Origin of the sequence: Gordonia phthalatica, from assembly GCF_001305675.1 — a bacterium.
GTDB lineage: Bacteria > Actinomycetota > Actinomycetes > Mycobacteriales > Mycobacteriaceae > Gordonia > Gordonia phthalatica.
The window spans coordinates 2171108-2186557 of the sequence record NZ_CP011853.1; the positions used below are offsets into that span (position 1 = coordinate 2171108).

The 15450-nt window shown below is 67.8% G+C and carries 12 protein-coding genes; 6 read left to right on the plus strand and 6 right to left on the minus strand.

Annotated elements, in window-relative coordinates; translation table 11 throughout:
* Positions 1-11: 11 nt before the first annotated feature.
* The 3 genes from ACH46_RS10205 to ACH46_RS10215 form a co-directional block, all read right to left on the minus strand.
* The gene (locus tag ACH46_RS10205; RefSeq protein WP_062392801.1) at positions 12-620 is read right to left on the minus strand and encodes a class F sortase; all 609 of its coding nucleotides are present in this window, start codon (positions 618-620) and stop codon (positions 12-14) included.
* Positions 620-1543 (minus strand): MSCRAMM family protein, encoded by a 924-nt coding sequence (locus ACH46_RS10210; protein ID WP_062392802.1) that lies wholly within the window; start codon positions 1541-1543, stop codon positions 620-622. Before ACH46_RS10210 ends, ACH46_RS10205 begins: the two co-directional genes overlap by 1 nt.
* A 110-nt stretch (positions 1544-1653) precedes the next feature.
* A complete protein-coding gene (locus tag ACH46_RS10215) occupies positions 1654-3198 on the minus strand; it encodes an acyl-CoA synthetase (RefSeq protein ID WP_062395237.1) in 1545 nt (514 codons plus the stop codon).
* Positions 3199-3362: 164 nt separating this feature from the next.
* On the opposite strand from ACH46_RS10215, the gene ACH46_RS10220 reads away from it, so the two are divergent.
* Positions 3363-4529: a DUF7373 family lipoprotein gene (locus ACH46_RS10220; RefSeq protein WP_062392803.1), complete on the plus strand. Its 1167-nt coding sequence runs from the start codon at positions 3363-3365 to the stop codon at positions 4527-4529.
* A gap of 3 nt (positions 4530-4532) precedes the next feature.
* Here the strand turns inward: ACH46_RS10220 and ACH46_RS10225 are convergent, their stop codons facing one another.
* The 3 genes from ACH46_RS10225 to acnA all read right to left on the minus strand — a co-directional run bounded on the left by ACH46_RS10225 (position 4533) and on the right by acnA (position 9656).
* A complete protein-coding gene (locus tag ACH46_RS10225; protein ID WP_062392804.1) occupies positions 4533-6131 on the minus strand; it encodes a substrate-binding domain-containing protein in 1599 nt (532 codons plus the stop codon).
* Positions 6132-6288: 157 nt separating this feature from the next.
* Positions 6289-6870, minus strand: coding sequence for a TetR/AcrR family transcriptional regulator (locus tag ACH46_RS10230; protein WP_062392805.1), 582 nt, complete (start codon positions 6868-6870; stop codon positions 6289-6291).
* A 2-nt stretch (positions 6871-6872) separates the two neighbouring features.
* Positions 6873-9656, minus strand: a complete 2784-nt coding sequence (gene acnA, locus ACH46_RS10235; protein WP_062392806.1) for an aconitate hydratase AcnA — start codon at positions 9654-9656, stop codon at positions 6873-6875.
* 255 nt (positions 9657-9911) lie between these two features.
* On the opposite strand from acnA, the gene ACH46_RS10240 reads away from it, so the two are divergent.
* The 5 genes from ACH46_RS10240 (at position 9912) to ACH46_RS10260 (ending at position 15448) form a co-directional block, all read left to right on the plus strand.
* Positions 9912-10514 (plus strand): Rv1476 family membrane protein, encoded by a 603-nt coding sequence (locus tag ACH46_RS10240; RefSeq protein ID WP_082399580.1) that lies wholly within the window; start codon positions 9912-9914, stop codon positions 10512-10514.
* A gap of 327 nt (positions 10515-10841) precedes the next feature.
* Positions 10842-12260 carry a C40 family peptidase gene (locus ACH46_RS10245; RefSeq protein ID WP_062392807.1) on the plus strand — a complete coding sequence of 473 codons (1419 nt, stop codon included), beginning with the start codon at positions 10842-10844 and terminating at the stop codon, positions 12258-12260.
* Positions 12261-12394: 134 nt separating this feature from the next.
* Entirely contained in the window at positions 12395-13531 is a 1137-nt protein-coding gene (locus tag ACH46_RS10250; protein ID WP_062395239.1) for an AAA family ATPase, read from the plus strand.
* Positions 13518-14456 carry a DUF58 domain-containing protein gene (locus ACH46_RS10255; protein ID WP_062392808.1) on the plus strand — a complete coding sequence of 313 codons (939 nt, stop codon included), beginning with the start codon at positions 13518-13520 and terminating at the stop codon, positions 14454-14456. Before ACH46_RS10250 ends, ACH46_RS10255 begins: the two co-directional genes overlap by 14 nt.
* Positions 14456-15448: a VWA domain-containing protein gene (locus ACH46_RS10260; RefSeq protein ID WP_062392809.1), complete on the plus strand. Its 993-nt coding sequence runs from the start codon at positions 14456-14458 to the stop codon at positions 15446-15448. The genes ACH46_RS10255 and ACH46_RS10260 overlap by 1 nt, the downstream gene beginning before the upstream one ends.
* Positions 15449-15450: the final 2 nt, after the last annotated feature.

Sequence of the window (15450 nt, forward strand, 5' to 3'; positions counted from 1 at the left end):
GCGATGGTCGGCTACGCGGGTGTCGCGAAGACGACGATGTTGTCGCGGTAGCCCAGCGGCGGCCCGATGAACGGACCTCCGCAGGTGACCAGGGCGAGGGTCTCCGGCCCGTCGAGCCGGTTCAGCTCGTCGAACGGAACGGCGTCGGCACCCTTCCCCTCCTTCTGCGCATCGACGACGCGCGTGACGCGATAGGTGTGCTTCGCGCCGTCGGCGGTGTCGACCGTGACCGTGTCGCCTGCCGTCAGTTTCGCGAACCGCGCGGCGTAGCCGGTGCCCTGCTTCAGGTCGTCGACGTGACCGGCGACGACGATGGTCCCGGCACCCGATCCCGGGAGGGCCGAGTCGACCCACCAGCCGAGCTTCGCGATGTCGGTCGGAGGCAACAGGGTGCCCGCGGCATCGGTCGCCACGGACACCGTCGGTGCCGACGCGCCGTCGATCACCACCGACTTCGGCGTCGACGGATCGTGCGAGACCGCGCTGACCGGCGGCCGGAGATTCTCTTGCGCCTGCGTCGAGGACGTGGACGGCGTTGCCTCCTCGGTTCCGCACGCGGCGGTCGCGACGAGGGCCGCGACCGCTGCGAGCGTACACAGGATGCGAATGAGGCGTCGCATCACGACGTCCTACCGGTGGGGATCGACCTCAGCGGGACACGAGTGCCCGGGTCACGAACGACGACCACGGGAGCCTTCGGCGTGTCGAACAGGGTCAGGTACTCGTTGTGGGTCGGTTCGACCGTCACGGTGTACACCGTCGGATCCAACTCGTAGCCCGCGGGCGCCACCGTCTCCTGGACGCGGTAGCAGCCCTGGTGCAGCCACTGCGTTCCGACGCCGTTGGCACCGGTGGTGAGGCCGGCGCCCACGCTGCCGTCTCGACACGAGGCGATCCAGTACTGCGCGCCGGCGAGGAGGGCCCCAGTGATGCGGTCGCGCTTGGTGATCGTGACGGAGCCGCGGAGCTCCGGACGACCGAGTTCGATCGTGACGGTGACGTGCTGGCCGGGTGCCAACTGGAAGGACTGCGGGACGGCCTTCATCCAGTCGTAGCCTGCCGGCGGCTGGTCCATGAGTGCCACGTACACCCACCCGGCCCGTACGGTGCTCGTCGACGGTGTCGTGACCATCCGGTCATGGACTCCGTCAATACTCAACTCCGCCTCGACGCCGGCGACCTCGGTCCTGGTCTTGAGGTCCATCGCGATCACCGTGACGGTGCCCGTGTCCTGCTTCGGCGTCGTCGTAGGCGGGGTGGTGGTCGTCGGCTCAGTGGTCGTCGGCTGAGTGGTCTCCGGCTGCGTCGTCGTCGGTGCAGTCGTGGTCGTCTCGACGGGCATCGTCGGCTGGGTGGTCTCCGGCGTCCCGGTGTCCGGTGGCGCCGTGGTCGTCGTCGTGTCCGCCGGGGTGGTCGCGGCGGGAGCCTCCGTGGCGGTCGGCGTCTCCGCGGAGGACGGCGCTGCGCTCACGGCGACCGCCGCCGCAAGCGCGAGCAGCAGCGTGGCGACGAGGACGAGGATTCGGTGAACGTGTTTGATCATGGTGGGCTCCTTCAAGGAATGGCCCCGACATGAGTTAGATCGCTCCGCACCAGCGTCCGGTTAGCCGACTTCGCGCCCCGTCATTCACCCGAATGATCGACGTGACGCGGTCAGCCCTGCGCCAGCACCTGATCGCGCAGGGTCCGCTTGACGAGTTTGCCGGTCGGTGTGCGCGGCAGTTCGTCGACGAACCGGATCTCCTTCGGCGCCTTGAACGCCGCCAGGTCCGATCGGGTGAACTCGATCAACTCCTGGGCCAGCGTCTCGCTCGGCTCCACCCCGTCGACGAGCTGCACGAAGCCGACCGGCTTCTCGCCGAGGTCGTCGTCGGGCAGTCCGATGACGCCGACGTCGTACACGGCGGGGTGGTTGATGATGATGTTCTCCGCCTCCTGCGGGTAGATGTTGACGCCGCCGGAGATGATGGTGAACGCCTTGCGATCGGTCAGGTACAGGTAGCCCTCGTCGTCGAGATAACCGAGGTCGCCGGTGGTGGTCCACCACGGGTGGTCGGGGTGCTGCGCGGCCTTCGTCTTGTCCGGATCGTTGTGGTAGACGAAGGTCTGCTCGTCGCGTTCGAAGTAGATGGTGCCGACCTCGCCGACCGGTAGGTCGGTGCCCTGGTCGTCGCAGACGTGCACGATGCCCAAGACCGCGCGACCCACCGATCCCGGATGCGCGAGCGCCTCCGGAGAACTGATGACCGTGATGCCGACGCCCTCGGTGGCGGCGTAGTACTCGCTGATCACCGGCCCCCACCACTCGATCATCCGGCGCTTCACCTCGGCCGGGCACGGGGCGGCCGCGTGGATCGCCACCTTCAAGCTGGAGACGTCGTAGGCGGTGCGGATCTCCTCGGGCAGTTTCAGCATCCGGACGAACATGGTCGGCACCCACTGGCTGTGCGTGACGGAGTATTCGTCGATCAGCTTCAACGCGCCTTCGGCGTCGAAGTGGTCCATGATCACCACGGTGCCACCGAGGGCGTTCGTCATCGCGCAGTAGCGCAGCGGCGCTGCGTGGTACAGCGGTGCGGGGGAGAGGTACACGGTGTCCGGGCCGAATCCGTACACCACGCCGAAGACCCGTGACATCAAGTCCTTCTCCTCGTCGACCTGAACGCCCGGCAGGTCCGGCTTGATGCCCTTCGGTCGCCCGGTGGTCCCCGAGGAGTACAGCATGTCCGCGCCGCGCGGCTGGCTCGCAAGAGGCGCGGGTGAGGCGGCGTCGCGGACCGTCTCGAAGTCCGTGAAGCCCTCCACCGCGCCACCCCAGGCGAACCGCCGCTCGGCCTCGGCCAGCGCCGGGATCTCATGAGCCCGGGAGACGGCGTCGGCGACCGACGCCGACGCGAACACCGCCTTGGCGCCGCAGTCGTCGAGGATGTAGTTGACCTCGCCGGGCGTGAGGTGGTGATTGACGGCGGTCACGTACATGCCGCTGCGGACGGCCGCCCAGTAGACGTCGAAGATCCGCAGGTCGTTGTCGGAGACGATCGCCACGGTGTCGCCCTCGCCGATGCCGAGGCGGCGCAGGTGATTCGCGATGCGCGTCGACCGGTCCATCAACTCCGCGTACGTCACCTGCTCGCCGGTCGTCGGCCTGATGATGGCGGGCTTGTCGGGGGTCGTCGCTGCGAAGGTTCCTGGGTACACGGGCACGCTCCTGAAATATGTCGGACGTCTCTCTGCGACGGTAACCGACCGAGCGCTTATTCGGCGTTGAAACGACGGTGGGCCGAAAACGGCCGTCAGTCGGGAAGAGGACTGACACACCGGGCGTTTCGGTCCGGGTCAGGTGCTCCACATACGATGACCCCATGCGAAAAGGGGCGACAGTCGCGGCGGCACTGATGATGAGCGCGACCGCGGTGGCGGGATGCGCGGTGGACGGGACGGCGACGCGGGGACCGATTCAACTCGACACGGGCAAGTATCTGGCGCAGCAGAGCATGGCGCTCAAGTCGGCGTCGACCGACGGTGCCTGGGCGCAGTTGCGGGGCGTCCGGTTGGCTGACCACATCATCTTCCCTCGGGAGGTCGACAGCGGTCTCGTCTCCTCGAAGTTCCCGTTGCAACCGCTGTCCTCGGCACAGAACGCGGGCGGCGTCTTCGGCGGCGGAGAGGTCTCCGACCTCCCCGTCCTCAAGCAGTTCCAATACGGATTCGTCGTCACCGCGGGCGAGGAGGGCGCGGGCGATCTCGGCATCAGCCACGCGGTCCTCGTCTTCGACAGCCCCGCGTCCGCTGCGCGGGCCGCCTACGACATCTCGAAGACGAAACTGAAGAAGAAGCCCGACGAGTACACCACGAACATCCGCTCCAAGCCCGTCCCCGGAGCGCCCGACGGCACGCGCGCCGTGGAGTCCACCGGCGTGTACCAGGGGAAGGTCCAGAACGAGACCGTGGAGGGCTTCACCCCGGTCGGCTCCATGCTGATGTACACCTGGGGCCAGGCCAAGGACCTCCCGCGGGCGGAGAACATCGTGAAGACCGCGCTGACGAAGCAGAAGGCGCTCCTGGACCCGGCACCCACCATCTCCGACGACCGCAACCCCGATCCCACCGGCCTGATCCGCGGCACCCTCGTCGGCGAGGGCGGCGGCGACCCGATGGAGAAGGTCGTCTTCTCCGCCCGCGGCGCGGCCCTGACCTTCGACGATCAGCCCGCGGCGTACGAGGCGATGAAGAAGACCGGCGTCACCGAGGTGGCCCTGAACGGCACCAAGGCCTATCGCACCGGCAGTGCCGACCAGGCGAAGACGTTCGCCGACTTCCTGCGCAAGGAGTACGCGGTCACGTACACGGCCACCAAGGCCGCCGCGAGTCCCCGGGACCTCGGCGGGGCGCACTGCTGGAACAACGACGACCGCCAGTTCGGCTGCACCGTGGTCGTCGACCGCTACGTCGGCTTCACCCTCAGCCGATCGCTGAAGGACGCTCAGCAGCAGATCTCCGCGCAGTCGGTGTTCCTCAGCAAGCTCTGATCGTCACGCGCCCTCGGCACGGAACGAGACCGCCTGCAGCAGGATCGCACCGATGTCCTTCGGGTCGCGGGCGATGAACGCCTGACCGCCGGTGGCCTCAGCGATCTTCTTGAGGGCCGCCTCGTCGGCGTCCTCCGAGATGCCGACGGCGATGATCGGGATCCGGCGCGCGGGATTCTTCATGATGTTGAGTTCGGACACCAGGTTCTGCAGCGTGATGCTGTCCGGGTCCTCGTTGCGGCCGTCGGTCATGATGATGACGCTGTTCGAGTACGCGGGGTCGTAGGAATCGTAGACGCTGCGGAACGCGGCCAGTGTCGTGTCGTAGAGACCGGTGCCCCCGGCCAGATCGGACAGTGTCTCATCGACCGCCTTGCCGAGCAGGACCCGCTGCGTGACGCCGTCCACCTTCTCCGACAGCGGACGGATCGGGAGGATCTCGCGGTAGTCCTTGTTGTCGCCGCCTCGGTTGATGCTGAACGCCCAGTAGCCGAGGGCGGTGTTCTTCGGGAACTGCTTGAGTCCGAACAGGGAGGCCTCGCGGAGCAACTCGGCCCGGCTGCGGCCGTCGGTCTCCTTCGTCATCGACCCCGAGACGTCCTGCACGACCAGCGACCGGATCGGCTTGGTCAGCGCGCCCCACTTGCGGAGGATGTTGTCGACGAGTTCGCGGTTCGGCTGGCGCAGGACGGTGAACTCGCCGACGCCCGCGTCGCCGGCCAGGGGAGAGCCGTCGGGAGGTCGGATGCCGGCCTCGTCGCGGATCGCACGACCGTCATCGGTCTGGAGGACGTCGACGATCGCACGGATGGCTTCGGCGGCGAGACCCTGGTCCGACGACTGGGACACGTCGGCGATCCGGTAGTCGAGGTTGACGGTGCCCGCTCGGGGAACTATCGCCTCGACTCCGGAGCTCGGCTTGGTGCGCGTGAACTTCACGAACGCGCTCTCGGTGGTGAGGGTGACCGCAGGCTTCGCTCCGTCGGCGATCTTCGCCAGGTCGGAGGTTCCGTCGTTGTTGTTCATCATCAGACCCCGCTTGGTGAGGTCTTCGATGAGCGACTGGTGCGTGAGGGAACCGGACGAGACCTCGGCCAGGGCACCCACCACGGCGGCGTTGCTGACGTCGCTCTGCGCGGGCGGATCCACGTGCACCTTCGGATCGCTCAAGATGTCGGTCCACGTCGGGTCGGACGGCAGGTCACGACCCGCCAACACGACCGGCGACACTCCCAGGGAGGGCCCGATGTCCGACCAGGAACGGCCCAGGGCGGTCCGGACCTGTCTGATGCGGGCCTGTGACTCGGCGACCCAGATCTGTGCCGGCTTACGCTGGGAGAGCCGTTCGTTGGTGTGGCTCGGCGCGACCGCCTCCACCGTGAAGTCCAGACACGAGCCTGCCTCGGCGCGCTCGGCGAGCCGCTCCACGTAGTCCTTGACGCCGCTGTCGGCGATCACCGACACCTGCCGGACGTCGCCGCAGGTATCGCGGTTGTTCTGCCAGACGACGAAGGCGCCGCCCGCGAGCAGTGCGACGAGTGCCACGGAGATACCGACCCGAAGGCCGGTGGTGGACATAGCGGTACTGCGGTGGTCACCCATACGATGAACGTCTCCTTTGGCAGGGTTCTCGTCTATGCGACAAAAAGGGTAGACGATGGGAGGACCCCGGGGTGCACCAGGGCATGAATATGCCGTTATACGCATAACGAAGCCCGAGCCCCGCGGCGGCGCGGAGTCCGGGCTTCGTCATGCTGCGTCAGTTGTACTGCTCACCGGCCGGAACCCGCACCGACGCCTCGACGAGGTCGAGGACGGCGTGCAGATCGTCGGTCGACTGCCCCGACGCCAGGCGGGTGACGATCCCGTCCAGGATCACGTCCAGATAGGTCACGAGGACCTCCGGCGGGACGTCCTTGCGCAGGCTTCCCGCTCGCCGTTTGCGTTCCAGACGAGCGAGGGTCGCGGCCTCGCGGTCGGCGCCCTGCGCCTCCCAGGCCTCACGGAAGCCGGGATCGGAACGGATCTTCCGCACGATCTCCAGCCGCGTGCTGAGCCAGTCGAAGTCCTTGGGACGTGCGAGGATGTCCCGCATCACCTGGACCAGACCTTCTTCTGCGGCGACGTCGGCCATCCGGTCCGCGTCCTCTCGTGCCAACGCCAGGAACAAGCCTTCCTTGTCCCCGAAGTGGTGAAAGATCGCGCCCCGAGACAGTCCCGTCGCCTCTTCCAAGCGTTTGACCGTCGCTCCGTCGTAGCCGTGCTCGGAGAAACAATGCCGCGCGCCGTCGAGGATCTCTCGACGACGCGCGGCAAGACGGTCATCGCTGACCCGTGGCATTATCAGCTCTTGAGCATGTTCCGCAGCACGTACTGCAGGATGCCACCGTTGCGGTAGTAGTCCGCTTCTCCGGGCGTGTCGATGCGCACGACGCCGTCGAAGGTGACCTTGTCACCGTTCTCCTTGGTCGCGGTCACCTTGAGCGTGGACGGCGTGGTGCCGTTGTTCAGCTCGGTGATGCCCTCGACGTCGAAGGTCTCGGTGCCGTCCAGACCCAGGGTCTTCGCGTTCTCGCCCTCCGGGAACTGCAGCGGGACGACGCCCATGCCGATGAGGTTGGAGCGGTGGATGCGCTCGAACGACTCGGCGATGACGACCTTGACGCCCAGCAGGACGGTGCCCTTGGCGGCCCAGTCGCGCGACGAACCGGAGCCGTACTCCTTGCCGCCGAGGACGACCAGCGGGATGCCTGCGGCCTGGTAGTTGACCGACGCGTCGTAGATGAACGACTGCGGGCCGCCCTCCTGCGTGAAGTCACGGGTGTAACCACCGGAGACGCCGTCGAGCAGCTGGTTCTGCAGACGGATGTTCGCGAAGGTGCCGCGGATCATGACCTCGTGGTTGCCGCGACGGCTGCCCAGCGAGTTGTAGTCCTTGCGTGCGACACCGTTGGCGTCCAGGTACTGCGCGGCGGGGGTGCCGGGCTTGATCGGACCGGCCGGGCTGATGTGGTCGGTGGTGACCGAGTCGCCCAGCAGCGCCAGGACGCGAGCGCCCTTGATGTCCTCGACCGGAGCCGGCTCGAGGGTCATGCCGTCGAAGTACGGAGCCTTGCGGACGTAGGTCGACTTCTCGTCCCACGCGAAGGTGTCGCCCTCCGGGGTGCTCAGGCCGCGCCAGCGCTCGTCGCCCTTGAACACGTCCGCGTACGAGGCGCGGAACATGTCCTGGCTGATCGCGTTCTTGATGGTGTCGTCGATCTCCTGGGCCGACGGCCAGATGTCCTTCAGGAAGACGTCGTTGCCGTCGGTGTCCTGGCCGAGGGCCTGGGTCTCGAAGTCGAAGTCCATCGTGCCCGCGAGCGCGTAGGCGATGACCAGCGGCGGCGAAGCCAGGTAGTTCATCTTCACGTCGGGGGAGATGCGACCCTCGAAGTTGCGGTTGCCCGACAGGACCGCGGTGACGCTCAGGTCGTTGTCGTTGACGGCCTTGCTGATCTCCTCGGGGAGGGGACCGGTGTTGCCGATGCAGGTGGTGCAGCCGTAACCGCCGAGGTAGAAGCCGAGCTTCTCCAGGTACGGCCACAGGCCGGCCTTCTCGTAGTAGTCGGTGACGACCTGCGAACCGGGAGCCATGTTGGTCTTGACCCACGGCTTCGAGGACAGGCCCTTCTCGACGGCGTTGCGGGCGAGCAGCGCGGCGCCGATCATGACCGACGGGTTCGAGGTGTTGGTGCACGAGGTGATGCCGGCGACGGCCACGGCACCGTGATCCAGCACGAACTCGCCGCGCTCGGGATCCTTCACCAGGACGGGCTTGCTCGGGCGGCCCTCGGCGCCGAGGGCGGCGCTCTGGACGTTCACGGCACCGTCATCGGCGAACGACAGCTTGGCTGCGTCGGCGACGGCGTTCGACGCGTCGGCGGCGGCACCGGTGGGGAGCTGCTCCTCGACGTAGTTGTGGATGTCCTTGCGGAAGGCGACCTTCGACTCCGACAGCAGGATGCGGTCCTGCGGACGCTTCGGGCCGGCGATCGACGGGACGACGCTGCCGAGGTCGAGCTCCATGTACTCGGAGTACACCGGCTCGTGCTCGGGGTCGTGCCACATGCCCTGCTCCTTGGCGTACGCCTCGACGAGAGCGAGCTGCTCGTCGGTGCGGCCGGTCAGGCGCAGGTAGTTGATGGTCTCCTCGTCGATCGGGAAGATCGCGGCGGTGGAGCCGAACTCCGGGCTCATGTTGCCCAGGGTGGCGCGGTTCGCGAGGGGGACCTCGGCGACGCCCTTGCCGTAGAACTCGACGAACTTGCCGACCACGCCGTGCTGACGGAGCATGTCGGTGACGGTGAGCACCACGTCGGTGGCGGTGACGCCCGGCTTGATCTCACCGGTCAGCTTGAAGCCGACGACGCGCGGGATCAGCATGGAGACCGGCTGGCCGAGCATGGCGGCCTCGGCCTCGATGCCGCCGACGCCCCAGCCGAGGACGCCGAGGCCGTTCTGCATGGTGGTGTGCGAGTCGGTGCCGACGCAGGTGTCGGGGTAGGCCTGGCCGTCGCGGACCATGATCGAGCGCGCGAGGTACTCGATGTTGACCTGGTGGACGATGCCGGTGCCCGGGGGGACCACCTTGAAGTCGTCGAAGGCGCCCTGGCCCCAGCGGAGGAACTGGTAGCGCTCACCGTTGCGCTGGTACTCCAGCTCGACGTTGCGCTCGAACGCGTCGGCGCGGCCGAAGACGTCCAGGATCACCGAGTGGTCGATGACCATCTCGGACGGCGAGAGCGGGTTGACCTTGTTGGGGTCGCCGCCGAGGGCCGTGAAGGCCTCGCGCATGGTGGCGAGGTCGACGATGCAGGGGACACCGGTGAAGTCCTGCATCAGCACGCGGGCCGGGGTGAACTGGATCTCGATGCTCGGATCGGCATCGGCCTCCCAGTTGGCCAGGGCGTTGATGTGGTCCTTGGTGATGTTGGCGCCGTCCTCGGTGCGCAGCAGGTTCTCGGCGAGAACCTTCAGCGCGTAGGGCAGCTTCTCGGTTCCCGGGACAGCCTTGAGGCGGAAGATCTCGTAAGAGTTCTCGCCGACCTCGAGGGTGCCGCGGGAGTCGAATGAATTGATGCTCACGTGTGCTCCACTCGTTTCGTGCAATTTCCGACGACGGGCTGCGCCGTCGGGAGTTCGTCAGAAGCGTCGCAGCGTACGGCTGGCTGCTGCCGCGTTGCTACGCCGCCATCATAGCAGTACGCGCGTACTGGTTGGTGGTTTACTCCGACTCGACACGCCGAATCCACCGCGACCGGCCTGAACCGGCTCCACGAAGCACCCCTGTCGTATCCTTGGCCGCGACGTCCCACCGACTGTTCGAGGGAGCTTCCACTGATGAATCCGGGTCCATCCGAGTTCGTGCTCGCCGCACCGCCCGGTGCCGCACCGCCGCCCGACGTGTGGTCGAACCTCGACATGGCCGCGATCACGACATCGTTGAAGGACACCGGTGTCTGGGCGCCCGCCGACCAGCAGGCCGGACTGAAGGCACTGGTGAAGGAGGCCGCGAACGACGGCCACAGCCTGCACCTGGTGGTCCTGGATCAGACGTATCCGAAGTTCACCGCCTACCGTGACATCGCCACCGAACTGCAGTCGCACGTCGGTGGCACCGTCCTCGTCTTCGGTCCGAGCGGAAGCGGCACCGCGTCGAGCGACTTCAGCCGCGTCGATCTCGAGGATGCCTCCGGATCGGTGACCAAGGGATCGGACGCCACCCAGGCGGCCACGCAGATGTACCACAGCGTGATCGACCCGAACGTGAACTGGAACGGCGTGACGATCGGCCTGATCGTCGTCGTCGTGATCGGAGCGGTGATCGCCCGACTCATGATGAACCGTCGCCGCAAGATCGAGGCGCCGGCCGCGGCACCGGCGCCCGAGACGTCGGCCGACCGGGAAACCGACGAGAGTCGTACCCCGTCCGAACCGGAGTGACGGCCGCTCGCTTCGACGCCCGCTCATCTCATCGGCCGACCATCCCGCCCCGGGTGGTCGGCCGAAGCGGTCTCGATCACTTTCACCGTGTTACTGAACTGTAACGGGATTCTTAGGTTTCTCTTTCGCTGCAGATAGCGGCGTTTCCGCAGGTAATCACGTCTTTGTAATTCACGGTGCCGAGGTTTCACGCGCGACAGGTGTGACGTACGGTGCAGGAGACACTTATGGTGCCCGGGGGAAAATTGTTGTGAGGGAGTACGCGAGTTGAAGGCAGGACAGAACGGCGCTCGTCGAGTCGCATGCGGAACCACCGTCGGTGCCGTGATGCTCGTCAGCGTCATCGGTGCCGGTCAGGCCCTTGCCGAACCGGCGAAGGCCAACCCGGTCGCCTCGCTGATCAATCAGATCGCCGATGTCGATCAGACCCTCAGCGACCTCGCCGACGCCGTCGCCGTCAAGCGCGAGACCGTGAACCGCACGATCGTCGACTTCCAGAACGCCGTCGCCGCCCAGCAGGTCGCGGCCGCCGCCAACCGCAGCGCGAAGACCTCGCTCACCAAGATCAGCTCCGAGGTCGCGGCCGCGCAGAAGGAGTTCGACGCCTTCGTTCGCACCGTCTACCGCGAGGGCAACAACCGCGGTGCGATGACGAAGTACGTCGCGTCCGACGACCCCGCCAAAGTCCTCGACCAGATGACCGCCGTCGACCGTGTGACCCGGCAGCAGCAGACCGTCATCCGCAAGCTCCAGGTGGCACGCAATCAGCAGGCCAACCGGGTCGCAGCCACCGAGGCGACGAAGAAGCAGACCGCCATGGCCGCGGACGAGGCCGCTGCGCGTCGGAACGACGCCGTGGAGGCCGTCCGCGTCGCGCAGTCCGCGATCCGCGACCAGCAGTCCAAGCGCGGCGACCTGATGAGCCGGCGGACCGCCCTGTCCGACAAGCTCGCGAAGCTGCGGAACACGGTGCCCAAGAAGCAGGTCGACGCGCCGAAGCCCGGCAGCCCGGTGGATCAGATCGACAAGGTCCTCAAGAACATCCCGTCGAAGCCGGTCGCCGGCGACGATGCGCTCGCCCAGGCGGCGGCCGCGGCGGCCAAGCTCGCCGCGGACACCGGCCAAGCCCTGCTCGCCAGCCTCATCGGGCAGCAGCAGGTCCCGCACTCCAAGCTGCTCGACGAGTTGGGCATCGGCGGATCCAGCCCTCTCGGCGAGGGACCCGACAGCACCACGCAGCGTCTGGGCAACGGCTCGCTCGGCAGCCTGTTCGGCGGCGGCGCGCCCGGCACCTTCGGCGGCGTCGTCCGGCCGGGCCTGCGCGGCCCCGAGGCCATCGAGACCGTCGTCAACCGCATGAAGTCGCAGCTCGGCGTCACCTACGCGTGGGGCGGCGGAGACGCCAACGGTCCCACGCTCGGTATCCGCGACGGCGGCGTCGCCGACAGTTACGGCGACTACCAGAAGGTCGGCTTCGACTGCTCGGGCCTGATGGTCTACGGCTTCGCCGGCGTCGGCATCGACCTGCCCAAGTATTCGGGCTACCAGTACGACGCGGGCCCGCACTTCCCGCTCGCCGAGATGAAGCGCGGCGACATGATCTTCTACGGCCCCAACGCCAGCCAGCACGTGGCGCTGATCCTCGGCGACGGCACCATGATCGAGGCGCCGCAATCCGGCGACGTGGTGAAGATCTCGCCGGTCCGAACCGCCGGAGCCATGCCGAACGTCGTGCGCCTCCTCTGAGAGCCCGCGAGTCCCGCTACTGTGGGTGACGGACAACGCACGCCTCGATCAGTAGGAGCACCGGCTTGACTTCACCAGTCAGCAGCGGAGACGACCGCAGCGGCAACGCAGCGGCGGAATCCAGCGCAGACGACCTGACCTTCACCCCCGACGACGCCAAGCTCATCGAGCGCGCGATGTTCGAGGTCAAGCGCGTGATCGTCGGACAGGACAAGCTGGTCGAGCGCATCCTCACCGGCCTGCTCGCACGCGGCCACATCCTCCTCGAGGGCGTGCCCGGCGTCGCCAAGACCCTCGCGGTCGAGACCTTCGCCACCGTGATCGGCGGCAGCTTCTCCCGTATCCAGTTCACTCCCGACCTGGTGCCGTCGGACCTCATCGGCACGCGCATCTACCGGCAGGGCCGCGAGGAGTTCGACACCGAACTCGGCCCGGTGAACGCGAACTTCCTGCTCGCGGACGAGATCAACCGCGCGCCCGCCAAGGTGCAGTCGGCGCTCCTGGAGGTGATGGCCGAACGGCACGTGTCGATCGGCGGCACCACCTATCCGATGCCGACTCCGTTCCTCGTGATGGCGACGCAGAACCCGATCGAGAACGAGGGCGTCTACCCGCTGCCGGAGGCGCAGCGCGACCGCTTCCTGTTCAAGGTCCTCGTCGACTATCCGTCGGTGGAGGAGGAGCGCGAGATCGTCTACCGGATGGGCAACGTGCCGCCGACGGCATCGCCGATCCTCGATCCCGAGGCGACGATCCGCCTGCAGAACCTGGCGGCCAACGTCTTCGTGCACCACGCGCTCGTCGATTACGTGGTGCGGGTCATCAACACCACGCGTCGGCCCGCCGAGTTGGGCCTGACCGACGTCGACAAGTGGCTGGCGTACGGCGCCTCGCCGCGCGCGACCCTCGGCATCGTCGCCGCCGCGCGCGCCCTGGCCCTGATCCACGGTCGCGACTACGTGATCCCGCAGGACGTGGTCGAGGTGATCCCGGATGTGCTCCGGCACCGCATCGTGCTGTCGTACGACGCACTCGCGGACGAGGTGACGCCCGACGCGATCATCACTCGGATCCTGCAGACCGTCGGACTTCCGCAGGTGTCGGCGACGCCGGCTGCCGCACCGCAACAGCAGGCGATGCCGCAGCCGCAGCAGGGTCCGACGCCGGTGACGCAGCAACCCGCAGCGCCAGTGGCCGCCCAGACCCAGCCTCAGCAGAACCAGGCAGCACAGAACCCCGTGGCGCAGCAGCAGGGCAATGGCGGCCGCTGACCGCCTCCCGTCGTTTCACGACGGTCAGCTGAACGATCCCGAACTCACCGCGGCCCTCAAGTCGCTGGAGTTGACGGTCCGGAGGAAGCTCGACGGCGTGCTCCAGGGCGAGCACCTCGGGCTGATCCCGGGGCCCGGATCCGAGCCGGGGGAGGCGCGCGAGTACCAGCCCGGTGACGACATCCGTCGCATGGAATGGTCCGTCACGGCCCGCACCGGAACCCCGCACGTGCGGCAGATGATCGCCGACCGCGAGTTGGAGACCTGGTTCGTCGTGGACGCCTCCGCCAGCCTGGACTTCGGGACGGTGGGCAGGACCAAGCGTGACCTCGCGGTGGCCGCGGCCTCGGCGATCGTGCACCTGACGTCCGGCGGCGGCAATCGACACGGTGCGATCATCGTCACCGGCGACGACATCGTCCGCATCCCGGCACTGTCGGGTCGCGCGCACGACCGCGCGCTGCTGAAAGCGATCGCCACCACCAAGCGCTCGGCTCCCGGTGTCCGCGGCGACCTGGACGCCGGCCTCGAAGCGCTGCGTCGCCCGATGCGGCGGCGCGGCCTGGCCGTCGTGATCAGCGACTTCCTCGGTGAGATCGACTGGGCGCGTTCGCTGCGTGCGATCGGTGCCCACCACGAGTTGCTCGGCGTCGAGGTCCTGGACCCGCGCGATGTGGAACTGCCCGCCGTCGGCCCGGTGACCCTGCGCGACGCCGAGTCCGGCGAGATCGTCGACCTGGACGTGACCCCTCAGGTCCGCGTCGACTACGCCAGGGCCTCGGCCGCCCACCGCGACGACGTCCATCGGTCCTTTCGCAGTGCGGGTGGGCCCGTGCTGTCGTTGCGGGGCGACCGTGACTGGATCGCCGACACGGTTCGGTTCGTGGCGACCCGTCGTCGCACGATGGGCGCGGGGGCACGCTGATGAGCGACTTCCTCGCCCACCCGTGGTGGCTCCTGGCCACGTTGCTCGTCCTGGCGCTCGCGGCCGCCTATGTCTACGTGATGCGGCGGCGCAAGGCACGCACCCTCGCGTTCGCGAACCTCGACATGCTGCGATCGGTGACGCCCCGGAACCAGGACCGCTTCAAGCACGTCCCCGTCGCGATCCTGCTGGTGGGACTGCTGCTGCTGACCTTCGCGATGTCCGGGCCGATGGCCGAACGCGACGTTCCCCGCAACCGCGCGACGGTGATGCTGGTGGTGGACGTCTCCAACTCGATGAACGCCACCGACGTGGCGCCCTCGCGTCTCAAGGCCGCGCAGGCCGCGGGTCAGCGGTTCGCCGACGACCTCACCGACGGCATCAACCTCGGATTGATCTCGTTCGCCGGGACGGCGTCGACTCTCGTCTCGCCGACTCCCGACCACGACGCCACCAAGCGCGCGCTGGAGAAGTTGAAGCTGGCCGACAAGACCGCGACCGGTGAGGGCATCTTCGCCGCACTGACGCAGATCCAGACGCTCAACGCCGTTCTGGGCGGACCGGACGGCGCTCCGCCCGCCCGCGTCGTGCTCCTCTCGGACGGCACCCAGACCGTTCCGGAGAGCCCCGACGATCCGCGCGGCGGCTTCACCGCGGCCCGCAAGGCGAAGGAGATGGGCGTCCCCGTCTCCACCATCTCGTTCGGCACCCTCACCGGCACGGTCGAGATCGAGAGCCCCAGCGGCGGCACCCAGCGCGTGAACGTGCCCGTCGACGACGAATCGCTCCGGAAGATCGCGAACCTCTCGGGCGGCGACTTCTACACCGCGTCGAGCCTCGACGAACTGAAAGACGTGTACTCGACCCTGCAGAAGCAGATCGGATATGAACGACAGCGGGGCGACAACTCGCGTCCGTGGATGATCGCGGGCACCCTGCTCGCCATCCTCGGCGCGTTCGCCGCCCTCTTCCTGAACCGCCGCCTTCCCTGAGA

Coding starts and splice junctions, on each gene's coding strand:
- ACH46_RS10220 (WP_062392803.1), top strand. CDS start 3,363: ATGCGAAAAGGGGCGACAGTCGCGGCGGCACTGATGATGAGCGCGACC.
- ACH46_RS10240 (WP_082399580.1), top strand. CDS start 9,912: ATGAATCCGGGTCCATCCGAGTTCGTGCTCGCCGCACCGCCCGGTGCC.
- ACH46_RS10230 (WP_062392805.1), bottom strand. CDS start 6,870: ATGCCACGGGTCAGCGATGACCGTCTTGCCGCGCGTCGTCGAGAGATC.
- ACH46_RS10225 (WP_062392804.1), bottom strand. CDS start 6,131: ATGGGTGACCACCGCAGTACCGCTATGTCCACCACCGGCCTTCGGGTC.
- ACH46_RS10260 (WP_062392809.1), top strand. CDS start 14,456: ATGAGCGACTTCCTCGCCCACCCGTGGTGGCTCCTGGCCACGTTGCTC.
- ACH46_RS10205 (WP_062392801.1), bottom strand. CDS start 620: ATGCGACGCCTCATTCGCATCCTGTGTACGCTCGCAGCGGTCGCGGCC.
- ACH46_RS10255 (WP_062392808.1), top strand. CDS start 13,518: ATGGCGGCCGCTGACCGCCTCCCGTCGTTTCACGACGGTCAGCTGAAC.
- ACH46_RS10245 (WP_062392807.1), top strand. CDS start 10,842: ATGCTCGTCAGCGTCATCGGTGCCGGTCAGGCCCTTGCCGAACCGGCG.
- ACH46_RS10210 (WP_062392802.1), bottom strand. CDS start 1,543: ATGATCAAACACGTTCACCGAATCCTCGTCCTCGTCGCCACGCTGCTG.